Here is a 14,902-nt window from a genome sequence, read left to right as displayed (position 1 = left end):
ATGTAGTTTTTTATGTTGCACTTTTCTTCTTTACATTATATAAACCTTTCTCTATATCTTACTTATTTCTTTCTAGGTGGGCCAATTTCTTATTTTTTTAGAAATGGTAGTTTGTCCATCACGAATTTAGTATAAATTTCATTTTAATATATAGTAATGACTAATGATTCTATGAAAGAAAAGAATGAAAAGATGAACAATAAAAATAAAGGAAAAGTATTTTATGGTAATGATTGTTGCGAAGTAAGAGCATGTAGCCATATTAACATCCCTAAGTCAGAACTTACAGAATTTGTTAGACTTCTTCAAGCTCTTGGTCAAGCTATTCTAGTTCAATATGGATCTGGTTGCCTAGGTGGAGGAACTACGGGGACTACTGGTGCTCAAGGGCCTCAAGGCGCTCAAGGACCTGCGGGCGATACAACTGCGACACTATCTGTCTTCCGAATTTACTAACCACAATTTCCGATAATATTTTGGGAGGACTAAGCACATTTATAAGTAATAGGTTTGCTTTTGATTGTCTATTAAATCTCTCTTTTAATAAAAAGGAGCACTTATTTGGGAGGATAAGTGCTCCTTCTTTACGTTTCTTTACCTCAAATTTACTCTATCTTAATCCTCATTTTGTATGATAAATAATGAAGTCAAAGATATGAAAGAGGGATGAAAAATGAGAGTTATGTCACTGATACGCATTTGGATTGCTCTTATGATATGCATTATTTTATGTGTAGGATTTTTTTTAACTCTAAAATACTCCACTATTTCAAAAGCAGAGAGAAAAACAGTTCCATACAAACTTTTGTATACGAAACAAAACGACATCCCTTATTCCAATTCCACAAATAATGAAAAAAAAGTTATAAAAGGAATGCTTATTACGAAAGCTTCTAATTACGAAACTCTACTTCAAATTGCTGAAACGATTAAAGATCAGTATACAAATAAAGGAATTGATGAAATCACGCTGTCTATCCATAATGAAAATAATGGTAGTTATGAAGAAGAATTACCTTACGAACCGATTAGTAAAGGAACAATAATCGTCACATACGATTCTCAATCCTTTGGCAGTACGAACATTACTCTTAATGAATAGTAGCATTTATCTCACTCATTATGAGCTCACTTTATTTTTCACACGAGAAAGAGGCGAATAATGAAATTCGCCTCTTTTTTTACCATAATGATGGAATCCACTCTTTCACTTTATCAAACCACTCTTGCTGTTCTTTTTTCCTTTGTTGCTCTTCTTCTTGCCTTTTCTTTTCTTCTTCTTTTCTTCGCTTTTCTTCTTCAATTGTTTGCAATTGTTTTTTATAGTCCGCCTCAGATATTAACGACAATTGGAACGCTTTTTGGGCTGGGTTTGCATTTGCTTTTTTCATGATATCCCGGAACATCGTCGTTGTAATTTGGCTACCACCCGGAACATAATGCTCGCTATCTGTTTTGTCATATCCTACCCAAATCGCACCTACTAAATCTGGTGTGTATCCTACAAACCACGAGTCCTTTGCCCCTACGCTCGGGCCATTTACAAGTTGAGTCGTCCCTGTCTTTCCTGCTGTATCAACATTATTAACTTTCGCTTTTTCACCTGTTCCCTTTTCGACTACACCTTTTAATAAATACGTCATCTTTTGAGCAATTTTTTCACTCGTCACTCGTGTCTCTTTTTTATACCATTTTCCTATTATTTCCCCTTCAGCATTTTGAACTTCTCTAATTGCATGAGCCTCTACTTGAACCCCATCATTAGCGAATGTACTATATGCTTGGGCCATTACAAATGGAGATGTCCCTACATGCATCCCACCTAAAGCAATTGGATACGTACGGTCTTCTGGTACTAATGGAATACCAAATCGCTCTAAAGATTTCAATCCTTTATCTAATCCTATTTGCTCTAATAACCACACAGCAGAAACATTATACGACTTTGCTACCGCTTCATACATTGTCACATTACCATGAAAAGCCTGATCACTATTTTTCGGTTCATATTCTTTAATATGAAATGGTTCATCCTTTAATATATCGTATACCTCATACCCTTGTTCTAAAGCGGGTACATATACAGCTAGAGGCTTTAATGTTGAACCTGGCTGTCTTTTTAATTGCGTAGCATGATTAAATTGTAAAAACTGATATGGTCCTCTCCCCCCAACTAAAGCTGGAACACCGCCTGTTTTGGGATTTATAAGGACTACACCCGTTTGCATAAGTTGATCTGAGCCACTATCTTTAAAATAACTATCATTATTCACAACATCTTCTACAGCTTGTTGTTTTTTCGGATCCAACTCTGTATAAATACGATAACCACCTGCTAAAATTTCATTTTGTGTTAATTCATACTTATCCATCGCTTCCCTAACTATATAGTCTACATATTGGGAGTATTTACCTTTATATTTATCATCAACCCCACGTTTTAATACAAGTCCTGACTCTTTTTCTTTATTGTATTGCTCTTCAGAAATATATCCTTGTTCCTTCATTAAACTTAATACGACATTACGTCGTTCAATTGATTTATTAAAGTTTTTATAAGGCGAATACGCAGACGGCGCTTTAATTAAGCCCGCGATCGTTGCAGCTTCTGAAATTGATAAATCTTTTACCTCTTTATCAAAATAAGATTTAGCTGCCCTCTTTATCCCCCAAGCACCTTCCCCAAAATAAATTTGATTCATATACATTTCAATAATTTCATCTTTTGTATAAGTACGTTCTATTTTTTTCGTTAAAAAGTATTCCTTTATTTTACGAGAAAATGTACGATCTTGTGTCAGAAATACATTCTTCGCAAGCTGCTGTGTAATTGTACTTCCCCCTGCTACAACTTCTCCTGCTGTAATATTTTTAAAAACTGCACTTATAATTCCACTATAATAAATACCATGATGGTTAAAAAATTCCTTATCTTCTACTGCAACAATTGCCTGAACCATAATATCAGGAATATCTTTTCTTTTAACGCCTTCTGTTTTCGAAGAAGCTAATTTAGTTGCGACCTCATTATTTGCATCATAAATTAAAGTCGGTTGTGGAACAGCTTGTTTTAATTCAGATATGTCTTGAATGGAAATTATTATATTTACAGCAATAAATATAGTAACGAGTACACTTCCCAATACAATTAATGAATTACGAAGTTTCTTCCTCTTATTGAACCACTCAAGCATTTTTTTAAAATGAGTGTTCTTCAATTTCATTCGTTCACTTCCTTCATTTATTTACACTCTTCTTTTTAAAAGGAAGAATATACCGCCTTTTAAATTTATTATAATAACGTAGTCATTCCTATAGTGTAAAGCTTTTCTTTTACATTCATACTTTTTGCAAGAAAAGGACATTCTACAAGTAAGATATTCACTATTGGATATTAATATTATTAATAGAACAACGAGAGTTATGTTAAGTTTTTGTAAACTTTTCGATAAAATGTTTTAAAAAACGACAGTTTTTTGTTAGAATTGATTAGCCAATATATTTTACATATATTACTTTTGTGGGGGTAACAATAATGGTCTTTAAATCAAAAAAAGATAAATTTTCTGAAATGTTAATGAATGTTTCCGAAAATTTAAAAGAAGGCGCGCAATTTTTCGTGGAGTATAAAATTAAAAATGCTAGCGATTTAAAAGAGTTTTCTATGCGCATGAAAGAGTATGAGTCAAAAGGTGACTCATTTATTCACGAAATCATTATGGAGCTAAACAAAGCGTTTATTACTCCGATTGAACGTGAGGACATCCTACAACTTGCAATGAGTATGGATGATGTATTAGACGGATTAGATCACAGTGCTGGTCTGTTCGAAATGTATTCTATTACAGAAGCTGATGAATACATGATTAAATTCGTAGAAGCAATTAATCAATGTGCAATTGAAATTGCAAATTCTGTTGAACTGCTGTCTAAAAAGAAGTTAGTCGACATTCGTACGAACGCAATCAAGATTAAGGATTACGAATCACAATGCGATGATATTCGTCGTCATGCGATTAAGCACTTATTCTCTCGTGAGAAAGATCCGATTAAGATTATTCAATTTAAAGAGATTTACGAAGAGCTTGAAGAAGTAGCTGATAGCTGTCAAAGCGTTGCAAACGTATTAGAAACAATTATTATGAAGAACGCGTAAGGAGTTTGATCATGGATACACTCTTGATACTGACCGTTTTAGTAGTCATTTGCGCTTTAGCTTTTGACTTTATCAATGGATTTCACGATACAGCAAACGCTATTGCAACGGCTGTTTCAACGAAAGCTCTAAAGCCTAGACATGCAATTATTATGGCAGCTATTATGAACTTTTTAGGTGCAATGACATTTACAGGTGTAGCAAAAACGATTACAAAAGATATCGTTGACCCATTTGCTTTACAAAATGGTTCTCTTGTAATTTTAGCTGCTTTACTTGCGGCGATAGCATGGAACTTAATTACTTGGTACTACGGTATCCCAAGTAGTTCTTCGCATGCAATTATTGGCTCAATCGCAGGTGCAGCCATTGCTGCTGCTGGTATTAGCTCATTAAACCTTAAAGGATTCATTAAAATTCTTGAAGCTTTAATCATTTCACCAATTATCGCTTTCGTTATTGGTTATATCGTATACAGTATTTTTAAAGTGGTCTTTAAAAACTTTAACTTAACGAAAACGAACAAAAACTTCCGTATATTCCAGATTTTCACTGCAGCATTACAAGCCTATACACACGGTACGAATGATGCACAAAAAGCAATGGGAATCATCACGATGGCTCTTATGGCTAATAACTATCATACTTCTAGCGATATTCCGTTCTGGGTACAATTATCTTGTGCTATCGCAATGGGGCTTGGTACTTCTGTCGGTGGATGGAAAATTATTAAAACTGTCGGTGGACAAATTATGAAAATTCGTCCTGTAAATGGTGTAGCTGCCGATTTATCATCATCACTTGTTATTTTCGGTGCAACATTCATTCACTTACCGGTTAGTACGACGCACGTTATCTCTTCTTCTATTTTAGGGGTTGGTGCTTCTCACCGTGTGAAAGGGGTAAAATGGGGAACTGCAAAACGTATGTTAATTACATGGGTTATTACACTTCCTATTTCAGCTTCTTTAGCTGCTCTGTTTTACTATCTATTACATTTTGTTTTCTAATCAAAAGTCGTCTTCCTTATTTTTCTAGGAAGACGACTTTTTTGTGAACAAGCCTATTTCTCATTAAAAAGCGTGTATAATAATTGGTGGATAAGTTATTTAGAGGAGTTGGCAATTTTGGAATACATCATGTTACTTTTCATCGGACTAATCGCCGGGACAGTCGGCAGCCTAGTTGGGCTTGGAGGCGGAATTATTATTGTTCCGTTATTAATTGGATTACACAGTTTATCACCACAACTTGCAGTAGGGACTTCTATGGTAACAGTCGTTTTTACAGGGCTATCTTCCACCCTTACTTACATGAAGCATAAACGAGTAGATTATAAAAGTGGACTTATTTTATTTATCGGAAGCGGCCCTGGTGGTATTATCGGATCATGGGCAAATAAATTTTTAAACCAAGACACATTTTCTTTATACTTTGGGATTTTCCTTATATTCGTCTCAATTCTACTTATGCTTCGAGACAAGTTAAAACCTCTTTCCCTCTCAAATACGTCTGTAATTAAGCGTTCTTTTACAGATAATGATGGAAATACTGTACACTACCAATTCCCACCGTTTCTTGCTATCTTTATTGCCTTTATAGTTGGGTTTATATCTGGGTTATTTGGAATTGGTGGCGGTGCCTTACTTGTTCCAGCAATGATGCTTCTTTTTGCATTCCCAGCACATATTGCAGTAGCAACTTCAATGTTCATCGTATTTCTATCAGCAATTGTAAGTTCTGCAACTCACATCTCACTTGGAAATGTCAGCTGGATTTATGCATTAATCCTTATTCCTGGTGCATGGATCGGCGGAAAAATCGGGGCTTACATTAATACAAAACTAAGTGGTAACGCCGTAATTAATTTATTACGTATTACGTTAATTATTCTTGGAACTAGATTAATCATTATTTCCCTTTTATAACGTATTCTTTTTAGAATGCGTTTTTCTTATACACATGAATATAAAAATCCTCCGAGGAGAACAAATAAAATTAAACAAACACATAATAACATATAATTTGAAATATGTACTTTCTTCAAGTTGACCACTCCTATAACTGCGACTGTTATCTTTATGATAGCGAAAAAATAGTTCACTTGCAGTTACAGAGTGCTAACAATGCAAAATCAATTATTACAAATTTTATCCTTATATTTCATTTCTTTGTATATTCTATCGATTTAATAAAAAAAGATGTCATATTGACATCTTTTTTAGTGAAGAAGTGACCATCCCATAAAGTCTTCATGTACTTGGCACGCCCTCTTATCATTTCGATCATATAATTCAGCATAACTATCTGTTTCTTCATCATAAGCCATCGTATAAATAATTTGGCCGTCTACTTCAACGGATAAAACGACTCCACCTTTCATCTCTTCTACATGAATGATAGCATTCGCCGGAATTCTCATATCCGTCATTCTCATCGCATCTAACAATATACTAAACCCCCTACAGCGTATTCATTGCTAGTACTATTACACACTAAATAGTATACTACTGTAATAGCATACATTTCGTCAATGAAATTGCTGTTGAAATAGCATATTGTCTATATACATATACGCTAAAATAGAAGAAATAGAAACATATTAATGGGGGGCTAACATTGATTCTACACAAAGGAGATGTACTATTCCGTCAAGGTGAGGACGGTCCTTTATACTTTATAAAAACAGGCTTATTAAAAGTAGTTCGGTTAGAAGAAGACGGAACACCATTTTTATTCAACATTATCGTTCCAGGCGAAACGATACCTCATCATTCTTTAATTTCACCGAAAGAATATCACGGTACAGCTATCGCTTTAATAAAAACAGAAGTGGAACCAATTACTAGTAGTGAATGGTATGAGAGACTTCAAGCAAATCCTGAATCATATGCCAACATCGCTATGCAATTGCAATCGAAATTAAGAATGATGCAACAACGAATTGATCAATTGACAACCGTCTCACCAAAAGAACGTCTTCATCGTTTACAAGAATGGTTCACATTATATTTAGGTGACATTCCTATATATGAAATATTAACACAAACTGAAATTGGTCAACTGATAGGCATACGCCGTGAAACAGTTAACCGTTTATTACGAGAACAAATAAAAAACGAGGTAAAATAAATACCTCGTTTTTTTATTTATTCTCATCCGTCTTATTGTAAGCTTGTTGCTGGGCCAAAAAATTCATAATGAATATGCTCTTGTTTCACACCTAAATCAGTTAGTGCAGCATTTATATGCTTCATAAATGCTACTGGACCACAGAAATAAAATTCTGCTTCAGTTGTCGGAATAATAGTTTTTAACCATTCGCTTTCAACGAAACCTTCTTTATCAAAGTTCTTCATTTCTAAATCTTTTTCAGTCGGTGCAGAATAACAAGTATATGCTTTAACTTGTTCATATTCATTTTCTACTGCCTTAACGTGTTCTTTCATTGCATGTGTATTACTATTTATTGCTGCATGAACAAAATATACATTACGTTTTGAATCTTGTTCAATTAACGTATTTAACATACTCATCATCGGTGTAATCCCTACTCCACCACTAATTAGTACAACTGGTAATGTTGAATCCATATTTAACACGAAATCTCCCGCTGGTGCACTTACTGGTAAAACATCTCCTTCTTTTACATGTTCATGTAAGTAATTAGACACTTTACCGTCTGGTGTATCTACACCTTTTTCTTTCTTTACACTAATACGATAATATTCTTTCCCAGGTGCATCAGATAAACTGTATTGACGATTATGTGTATATGTCTCACCTTCAATATTGATTTGAACCGTTACATATTGACCTGGGATGAATGAAGAAACTTTCCCTCCATCTTCAGGTTTCAAATAAAATGACGTAATAACATCGCTTTCCTTCACTTTTTTAACAATCACAAAGTTGCGGAAGTCTTTCCATCCACCTTCTTTATGTGCAGCTTCTTCATACATCTCTGCTTCAATGCTAATAAATGCATCAGCAATGACACCATATGCTTCTCCCCATGCATTTAAAACTTCATCAGGTGCACCTGCGACTTCTTTAATGGCACGTAGTAAACATGTACCTACAATCGGATAATGCTCAGCTTTAATGCCTAAACTTCTATGCTTATGACCAATTTGTTTTACAACTGGAATAATTGCTTCTAAATTATCAATGTACGTTGCAGCTGCATAAACAGCATTCGCTAACGCTTGTTGTTGTCTTCCCTTTTTCTGATTCGTATGGTTAAAAATATTCAATAACTCCGGATGTTCTGAAAATAAAATTTGATAAAATTTCGTTGTAATTTCAACGCCTTTTTCTTGTAATAATGGTACTGTTGACTTTACGATTTCAATTGTTTTTGCACTTAACATTGTATCCCACTCCTCTATTTCCTTAACTGTTTTTAGTTTAACTGAATCTTATAATGCAGATTGTGATTTTAATCACTATTAACACGTTGTTTTTGTGAATAATATATGAACATTGCATTTACAAAAAAAAATAAGCTAACTAGAATTCTAGCTAGCTTATTATTTTGTTTGTATAGCTTGTTCAATTACCTTTCTATCTTTCCCATCACCAAACTCCGTATACCCCCAGATATTCGTTTCACCTCTATATTTATTTACGATAATATCCAAATCATGATATACACGGTGGGCATACACTACATACTCAATATTTTGAAGTTCCACACCTTTTTTTACAATTTCATAACTTCTATTTACATCGCGTTTTATTTTTTCATTCTTTATTTCCGTATGTATATTTTTTAAAGATGGTTCTTGTTGTTGAAACCATTGCTTAAATTGCTTCCAATCCCCGTCTGTATAATTCTCTGCTTTACCGTAATTTAAGAAATTATTATAGCTTTCATGTGTCATTCGAATAAAATCTAGCACTTTTGTCTCTTCTTGCACATCTTCTACTTGAGCTATTGTATTTACCTCAGCAGGCTTATTCGCATAATGTAACAGCACTTTCATAAGACTATAACTCGCAATGATCATTACGATAATAATCCCGAATACACTTAACAATTTCTTCATATACAGAACTCCTTCTCTACTAAAGATATTACAATGTATGACTATACTTGTAACATTCTCTCGTAGAAATATAATTCCTGTATTAATTCTTCCTATCATTTCGACAATATTTTTCTACACATTTCGTCTTGGCAAATGCTCCTGTAAAACAATATAACCTTCATAAGCTGTATAACCAAGTATAGCTATTAATCCGATATAACAAGCAAATACTGTCCATTTCGTTTTCGTATCCACTTTATAATAGTTTTCTTGTTGTTCCTTTTCTGTTTTCCATTCATTTAATTTTCTTTCTGACGCTTCAAATGCTTCTCTTATGTGAATAGTATACTCATCTATTTCATCTTCATATGGAACATAATCTAACGGTTCAAACTTCGGTAAAAGATACTCTAACACTTCCATTTTTTGAAGTTCACCTATTTGTAACTCTTTTTCCCGTTCACTTTGTCTTAATGCATTCATCTCATGATGCATCATGTATATAGTCCGATGTACAGCTCCAGTTTCTTTTAATTCCTCTTCAAGCCTAGCAACATATTCTTTCATTCCATCAATTTTATGCCCTAATTCCTTAATCGGCTCATCTCTCTTTATCACTCTGTATAATTCCATACAACCGATAATAACAATAAATCCTCCCAAAATACTTTTAAAGTAAATTGAATAGCCAAGTAATAAAATAAGGCCTGCTCCCCAAATTTTAGTACTGACAACTGAAATAATTCGCCCACCATCTAGCGGCGAAACAGGAATTAAATTAAAGAAATTAATCATACTTCCAAGCAAAATAACAAGCGCCCAAAACGGCTCTTGCGTCATTATATAAAGTGGGATCGCTGGTAAAAATGAAAGAAGTCCGAAAAGCGGCCCCATATAGGCGATGTAAGCTTCATCTTTCGCATTTTTCGGCATCTCTTTCATTCCAATAAGGGCCCCCATAAACGGAATAAAGATTGCTGGCGATGTTGGGATCCCCTTTCTTTTCGCAGCCCATAAATGGCCCATTTCATGAACAAACAACAAATAAATGAGCGCCACTCCAAATTTCCAACCATATAGAACTGCGTATGCGCCAAGCGATAGAAACATACTAAATACCGTTGAAAACTTTGCTAATTTAAAAATTGCAAATACCCACTTTAACTTAGACAGTAAAAATAGACCTATCGCAACAATAATTCCCCATAATCCTTTTTTATTATTTTTCATATTCCTCTCCTTTATCTCTCATTAATGAATCATATTCATTCATCAAAGCTTGTTCTTTTCTCTATTATGACATATTTTTTTCTATTGTTAGAAATAATGTTTATTTAATCCATTTTTAGCCAAAAATATAAATAAAGGAGGTATATACGAATGAATTTACAATCTCTCATAATAAGTGTTTTATCATTTTTAGCTTCAACTCTTATTTTTTATACAGTGAGCTATGTATTATTATTAGATTGGTTGCCAAATCACTTACTTATCACTCTTATCATTCTTTCCGCTCTTATGATTTCATTTCTTATTACACGAAAATCAATGAATGAGCCATCTGCAAAAGCAAAATAATAGAGAGGGTGTTCTTCTCCCCTCTCTATTATCATTTCCTAGGAAAGGCTACATAGAATTTCAATTCAGCTACAGCCAATAAGGATCTTATCTCAAAATTCAGTTGGAACAAAGAAGTTAAGCGGGAATCAACGCCGAATTGGCAAAGACTATTAATCAACGAAAAATGAGCATCCTCTGCCGATTAAAGTCTCACTTTATCTTTGAAAATTCATTTTTTCACCATACTCTTTAACGATTTGAATTATATTTTGAAACACGCCTATTTTTTCTTTTTCACTGTTTAATATTTTCAAATCATACTTTTCGTAATATGTTTCTAATGATTTTAATTGTGATTCTGAAGCACCTTTTATCGGAACAGTAGCATGCAATTCATATTGCTTATACCCTTCCTTTACTTTTTCACCTAAAATCATTTCACTCTCTTTTGCTCCAATTAATTTTTGAACTTTTTCTGGGAAAGTGAGTTGCAAATAATACTCTCGTTCCTTCACTAACTTGTTGTATAGTGATTGTGAAATCGTATACCGTACCATATAATTCACGTTTTGATCGCCCGCTTTAATATGAAACGTAGTAATCTGCAAATCTTTTTTTGTTACTTCCGTTAAAGGACCTACCTGCATCTCATCTTCTTTTTGTTCTGAAATATTTGGAAATATAGCCAAAAGCTTTTCCGTATCTTTTTCATTCAACATATACATAGCTTTCTTATATTGCACCCATCCTCGTCTATCTTCTCCCCTTAACCATGCATAATAAGTTTCTTTTTTCCCATCTCTACTAATTTGTATTTCATATTCAGGTTCACCGAAGCTTCCGGTTATTTCTTGTTTCTCAGCTTTATCCAAAATGTCTATTACTAACTTCGCTTCTGATTCCTGCAACTTTTTCTCTTTATGTTTTTTTTGTATAACGGTTACCTCTATTGTTTCTTTCACTTCATTCACCGTCTCTTCTACTTTTTTTGTTTCTTTTTTTTGCTCAGCTTGACCACAAGCTGCTAGTAACATAACAAATAACAACAATACATATTTCCCTTTCAAATTAATCCTCCTTTTACGATAAGAAATTCTTATAATCTTCATACATAAAACAAAAACGTGACATCCTATTAAATAAGTTATACTAATCATTGAAAGGAGGTCTTTATCATGTCCATTAATTTTCATGATCCAAATAATAAATACACATACGCAACAAGAAACGCTCATATTTCTTGGGCTGAAATGGTAAAAAACATTACAGACATACAAAACAAGCAAATAATTGATATTGGCTGCGGTGGCGGGATTTATACGAAAGAACTTGCTCTTATGGGAGCCAAAAATGTTGTGGGACTTGATTTTTCAAAAGAAATATTACAAGCTGCAAAAGAAAATTGCAGCAAATTTCCAAATATTTCTTTCATCCACGGTGATGCACATAATATCCCATACCCTAATGAAACATTCGACATAGTTATTTCTCGTGCAGTTATTCATCATTTACAAGACATTCCTACATTTTTATGTGAAGCTTCTCGTATATTAAATAAAAACGGTGTACTTATTTTACAAGATCGAACGATTGAAGATTGTACAGTTCCAGGAAGTCCCGAACACATTCGTGGATATTTTTTCTCTATATTTCCAAAACTCATTGAAATAGAGTCAAAAAGACGTCCAAAAACCAACACGATACAGAAAGAATTACAAAAACATTCTCTTCACGTGCTTCCCACACAAACACAATGGGAAGTACGAAAAATACATGATTCTGTAGAAGCATTGCTACAAGATTTATCTCCTCGAACAGGTCGATCCATTCTATATGAGTTAACAGATGATGAACTTTCTCAACTTCTACAACATATACAGACCGCATTACAAAACGTCTCTCCTATTATTGAAAGAGATCGATGGACAATTTGGAGCGCCATGAAGTTGTAAGGAAGGAAGCCTCACAAAATAATGTGAGGCTTCCTTTCTTTCATAATCTAATTTTGCAACACTCTTGATATCCTCCACTTCTGGCCTGTGCACTTCCACACTTCGGACATACTAAATATCTAGACTGATTTGTCAACAAACTACCTTTTTGAAAGAGTAAAACTTCTGCTTGTTTAAACGAACGCGAATAATATAACCACATAAAACCAATTATAGCAATAATGCCAAATAATACTCCCATCGCAAGCATTTCAGTCACCTCTTTTGGTTTGTTCTTTCCAGCAAGTGGATTGTTGTAATATTCTCTGTAAATTCAAATAATCCCTTCTTTACTCCTATAAATATCAACTTTCTCTATAAATTTTACAATTCTCCACAAATTTTTACTCCCATTTTACAATTCATTATTCCTTTTGCAACAACGAATATTACTTTCGATATTTCCGTATATAAATATATCTTTCAAAAAACATATTGACTTTCTAAAAAAAACATGCAACAATACTGTCAGAATACTTGAATAAAAATTCATTGACGAGAACGAGTACGTTATAGAACTGTTCCCCAGAGAGTTGGCGATTTGCTGAAAGCCAACGTTCAGTGCGTAACCGAAAATCATCTCCGAGAAGTAGAACCGAATGTTACAGTAAGTTCTTACCGGCCGTCCCCCGTTACAAGGAACACGTATCATGTTGTACGTTGCAAAGCCGTATACATATAGATTTATTTCTACATGTGTAAATTAGGGTGGTATCGCGGGTAAATATAACTCGTCCCTTTCTTTAGGGACGAGTTTTTTGTGTTCTTACAAATGAATTTAAAAAAGGAGGAAAAACAATGAACACTGTATCAAAAAAACATATTTTTTTCACGGGTCTTATGCTATTTTCTTTATTTTTTGGGGCAGGTAATTTAATTTTCCCTCCCATGCTTGGACAAAACGCAGGTGAAAATTTTTGGCCAGCAATGATTGGATTTTTACTAACAGGAGTTGGCTTACCACTACTAACTGTTATCGCAATTTCTCTATCAGGAAATGGGATGCAGCAACTTGCAAGTCATGTCCATCCATTATTCGGAATTTTCTTTACAGTAGTTGTATACATTGCCATCGGTCCATCCATGGGCATCCCACGTGTTGCAAATGTTGCTTATGAAATGGGTGTTAGTTCTTTCTTACCAGAAACAATCCGCTCTAGCAGCCTAGTGCTATTTGTATATACAATCATATTCTTTACTATCGTATTTTGGCTGAGTTTAAATCCATCTAAACTTGTCGATCGTATTGGAAATATATTAACACCTATTTTATTACTCTCAATTTTCTTATTGTTTGTTAAAAGTGTCTTTACACCACTTGGGCAATCAGGACCAGCTATGCAAGAGTATCAAACTTCTCCAATCTTCAAAGGCTTTATGGAAGGGTACTTAACAATGGACACCATTTCAGCACTTGCATTTGGAATTATCGTTGTAAATGCAATTCGCTCTAAAGGTGTGAATGATCGTAAGTCCATTGCCATCGCCACAGCAAAAGCAGGGCTTATTGCCGCTACAGGACTCGTACTTGTATATGGTGCACTAGGCTGGCTTGGGGCAACTAGTGTCTCTCTCGGATATGCAAAAAATGGCGGACAGCTACTTACTGTTATCGTACAACAATTATTCGGTCCGTACGGTTTGCTCCTATTATCTCTTATCGTTACACTCGCTTGTTTAACGACATGCGTTGGACTCGTATCTGCGTGCAGCCAATATTTTTCAACATTATTGACTACATTTTCATACAAAACATTCGCGAGTATCATTTGCGCATTAGGATTATTAGTTGCCAACTTAGGTTTAACAAAAATTATCGCAATCTCTGTTCCAATTCTACTTGTTGTGTATCCAATTGCGATTGTACTCGTACTACTATCATTACTTCATAAATACTTCGGTGGATATCGCTCTGTTTATGTAGGTGCTTTAATCGGAGCAGCTGTAGTGAGCGTATTTGATGGATTAAAACAAGGTGGTATTTCAGTTTCATTCATCACACCCTATTTTGAATTTATCCCTTTATATAATGAAGGAATCGGTTGGCTAATACCAGCATTAGCAGGAGCTCTTCTTGGCCTTACAATCGCTAAGTTAAGCGGTACGAAAAAAGTTCCATTACTAATCGAATCTAACGAAGTAAAAGCCTCCTAAAAAAACTC

16 protein-coding genes and 1 other annotated feature are annotated in these 14,902 nt (G+C 34.2%); of the genes, 9 read left to right on the top strand and 7 right to left on the bottom strand.

Annotated elements, in window-relative coordinates:
• The first annotated feature begins 171 nt into the window (after nucleotides 1–171).
• Nucleotides 172–456, top strand: coding sequence for a hypothetical protein (locus QCI81_RS21515; protein ID WP_063546928.1), 285 nt, complete (start codon nucleotides 172–174; stop codon nucleotides 454–456).
• Between the two features lie 217 nt (nucleotides 457–673).
• Nucleotides 674–1,102, top strand: a complete 429-nt coding sequence (locus QCI81_RS21510) for a hypothetical protein (RefSeq protein WP_001265576.1) — start codon at nucleotides 674–676, stop codon at nucleotides 1,100–1,102.
• Nucleotides 1,103–1,181: 79 nt separating this feature from the next.
• On the opposite strand, the gene QCI81_RS21505 is transcribed toward QCI81_RS21510, so the two are convergent.
• Nucleotides 1,182–3,224 carry a transglycosylase domain-containing protein gene (locus QCI81_RS21505; RefSeq protein WP_053564901.1) on the bottom strand — a complete coding sequence of 681 codons (2,043 nt, stop codon included), beginning with the start codon at nucleotides 3,222–3,224 and terminating at the stop codon, nucleotides 1,182–1,184.
• A gap of 311 nt (nucleotides 3,225–3,535) precedes the next feature.
• Between QCI81_RS21505 and QCI81_RS21500 the strand changes: the two genes are divergently transcribed.
• The 3 genes from QCI81_RS21500 (at nucleotide 3,536) to QCI81_RS21490 (ending at nucleotide 6,084) form a co-directional block, all read left to right on the top strand.
• A complete protein-coding gene (locus QCI81_RS21500; protein ID WP_000231445.1) occupies nucleotides 3,536–4,156 on the top strand; it encodes a DUF47 domain-containing protein in 621 nt (206 codons plus the stop codon).
• Nucleotides 4,157–4,167: 11 nt separating this feature from the next.
• Nucleotides 4,168–5,166 (top strand): inorganic phosphate transporter, encoded by a 999-nt coding sequence (locus tag QCI81_RS21495; RefSeq protein WP_000380276.1) that lies wholly within the window; start codon nucleotides 4,168–4,170, stop codon nucleotides 5,164–5,166.
• 117 nt (nucleotides 5,167–5,283) lie between these two features.
• Nucleotides 5,284–6,084 carry a sulfite exporter TauE/SafE family protein gene (locus QCI81_RS21490; protein ID WP_000455762.1) on the top strand — a complete coding sequence of 267 codons (801 nt, stop codon included), beginning with the start codon at nucleotides 5,284–5,286 and terminating at the stop codon, nucleotides 6,082–6,084.
• A gap of 293 nt (nucleotides 6,085–6,377) precedes the next feature.
• On the opposite strand, the gene QCI81_RS21485 is transcribed toward QCI81_RS21490, so the two are convergent.
• Entirely contained in the window at nucleotides 6,378–6,605 is a 228-nt protein-coding gene (locus tag QCI81_RS21485) for a hypothetical protein (protein WP_000883009.1), read from the bottom strand.
• Between the two features lie 170 nt (nucleotides 6,606–6,775).
• Here QCI81_RS21485 and QCI81_RS21480 point away from each other — a divergent pair, with 170 nt between their 5' ends.
• Nucleotides 6,776–7,288 carry a Crp/Fnr family transcriptional regulator gene (locus QCI81_RS21480; protein WP_000600585.1) on the top strand — a complete coding sequence of 171 codons (513 nt, stop codon included), beginning with the start codon at nucleotides 6,776–6,778 and terminating at the stop codon, nucleotides 7,286–7,288.
• Nucleotides 7,289–7,320: 32 nt separating this feature from the next.
• Here the strand turns inward: QCI81_RS21480 and hmpA are convergent, their stop codons facing one another.
• The 3 genes from hmpA to QCI81_RS21465 all read right to left on the bottom strand — a co-directional run bounded on the left by hmpA (nucleotide 7,321) and on the right by QCI81_RS21465 (nucleotide 10,419).
• Complete coding sequence (gene hmpA, locus QCI81_RS21475) at nucleotides 7,321–8,529, bottom strand: NO-inducible flavohemoprotein (protein WP_071730754.1); 1,209 nt, start codon at nucleotides 8,527–8,529, stop codon at nucleotides 7,321–7,323.
• Nucleotides 8,530–8,688: 159 nt separating this feature from the next.
• A complete protein-coding gene (locus QCI81_RS21470) occupies nucleotides 8,689–9,207 on the bottom strand; it encodes a hypothetical protein (protein WP_053564903.1) in 519 nt (172 codons plus the stop codon).
• 114 nt (nucleotides 9,208–9,321) lie between these two features.
• Complete coding sequence (locus tag QCI81_RS21465) at nucleotides 9,322–10,419, bottom strand: site-2 protease family protein (protein WP_064531931.1); 1,098 nt, start codon at nucleotides 10,417–10,419, stop codon at nucleotides 9,322–9,324.
• 150 nt (nucleotides 10,420–10,569) lie between these two features.
• Here QCI81_RS21465 and QCI81_RS21460 point away from each other — a divergent pair, with 150 nt between their 5' ends.
• The gene (locus QCI81_RS21460) at nucleotides 10,570–10,767 is read left to right on the top strand and encodes a hypothetical protein (RefSeq protein ID WP_001053359.1); all 198 of its coding nucleotides are present in this window, start codon (nucleotides 10,570–10,572) and stop codon (nucleotides 10,765–10,767) included.
• Nucleotides 10,768–10,964: 197 nt separating this feature from the next.
• Here QCI81_RS21460 and QCI81_RS21455 read toward each other — a convergent pair whose 3' ends face one another.
• Complete coding sequence (locus QCI81_RS21455) at nucleotides 10,965–11,816, bottom strand: YhfM domain-containing protein (RefSeq protein ID WP_071730752.1); 852 nt, start codon at nucleotides 11,814–11,816, stop codon at nucleotides 10,965–10,967.
• A gap of 108 nt (nucleotides 11,817–11,924) precedes the next feature.
• Between QCI81_RS21455 and QCI81_RS21450 the strand changes: the two genes are divergently transcribed.
• Entirely contained in the window at nucleotides 11,925–12,701 is a 777-nt protein-coding gene (locus QCI81_RS21450; RefSeq protein ID WP_071730751.1) for a class I SAM-dependent methyltransferase, read from the top strand.
• A 40-nt stretch (nucleotides 12,702–12,741) separates the two neighbouring features.
• Here QCI81_RS21450 and QCI81_RS21445 read toward each other — a convergent pair whose 3' ends face one another.
• Nucleotides 12,742–12,951 carry a hypothetical protein gene (locus QCI81_RS21445; RefSeq protein WP_000880630.1) on the bottom strand — a complete coding sequence of 70 codons (210 nt, stop codon included), beginning with the start codon at nucleotides 12,949–12,951 and terminating at the stop codon, nucleotides 12,742–12,744.
• A gap of 272 nt (nucleotides 12,952–13,223) precedes the next feature.
• Nucleotides 13,224–13,482, top strand: a binding site (T-box leader).
• A gap of 56 nt (nucleotides 13,483–13,538) precedes the next feature.
• Here QCI81_RS21445 and brnQ3 point away from each other — a divergent pair.
• Complete coding sequence (gene brnQ3 / locus QCI81_RS21440; protein WP_001099168.1) at nucleotides 13,539–14,894, top strand: branched-chain amino acid transport system II carrier protein BrnQ3; 1,356 nt, start codon at nucleotides 13,539–13,541, stop codon at nucleotides 14,892–14,894.
• Nucleotides 14,895–14,902: the final 8 nt, after the last annotated feature.

Origin of the sequence: Bacillus cereus group sp. MG20, from assembly GCF_040459885.1 — a bacterium.
GTDB classification, from domain to species: domain Bacteria; phylum Bacillota; class Bacilli; order Bacillales; family Bacillaceae_G; genus Bacillus_A; species Bacillus_A cereus.
Note: the sequence above shows the minus strand (reverse complement) of the source record. Positions and strands in the feature narration are given on the sequence as shown.

What these genes read in the sequence shown, in the direction of transcription:
- QCI81_RS21465 (WP_064531931.1), bottom strand. Translation starts at nt 10,419, where the DNA reads ATGAAAAATAATAAAAAAGGATTATGGGGAATTATTGTTGCGATAGGT.
- QCI81_RS21515 (WP_063546928.1), top strand. Translation starts at nt 172, where the DNA reads ATGAAAGAAAAGAATGAAAAGATGAACAATAAAAATAAAGGAAAAGTA.
- QCI81_RS21495 (WP_000380276.1), top strand. Translation starts at nt 4,168, where the DNA reads ATGGATACACTCTTGATACTGACCGTTTTAGTAGTCATTTGCGCTTTA.
- QCI81_RS21460 (WP_001053359.1), top strand. Translation starts at nt 10,570, where the DNA reads ATGAATTTACAATCTCTCATAATAAGTGTTTTATCATTTTTAGCTTCA.
- QCI81_RS21500 (WP_000231445.1), top strand. Translation starts at nt 3,536, where the DNA reads ATGGTCTTTAAATCAAAAAAAGATAAATTTTCTGAAATGTTAATGAAT.
- QCI81_RS21470 (WP_053564903.1), bottom strand. Translation starts at nt 9,207, where the DNA reads ATGAAGAAATTGTTAAGTGTATTCGGGATTATTATCGTAATGATCATT.
- QCI81_RS21450 (WP_071730751.1), top strand. Translation starts at nt 11,925, where the DNA reads ATGTCCATTAATTTTCATGATCCAAATAATAAATACACATACGCAACA.
- QCI81_RS21510 (WP_001265576.1), top strand. Translation starts at nt 674, where the DNA reads ATGAGAGTTATGTCACTGATACGCATTTGGATTGCTCTTATGATATGC.
- hmpA (WP_071730754.1), bottom strand. Translation starts at nt 8,529, where the DNA reads ATGTTAAGTGCAAAAACAATTGAAATCGTAAAGTCAACAGTACCATTA.
- QCI81_RS21445 (WP_000880630.1), bottom strand. Translation starts at nt 12,951, where the DNA reads ATGCTTGCGATGGGAGTATTATTTGGCATTATTGCTATAATTGGTTTT.
- brnQ3 (WP_001099168.1), top strand. Translation starts at nt 13,539, where the DNA reads ATGAACACTGTATCAAAAAAACATATTTTTTTCACGGGTCTTATGCTA.
- QCI81_RS21505 (WP_053564901.1), bottom strand. Translation starts at nt 3,224, where the DNA reads ATGAAATTGAAGAACACTCATTTTAAAAAAATGCTTGAGTGGTTCAAT.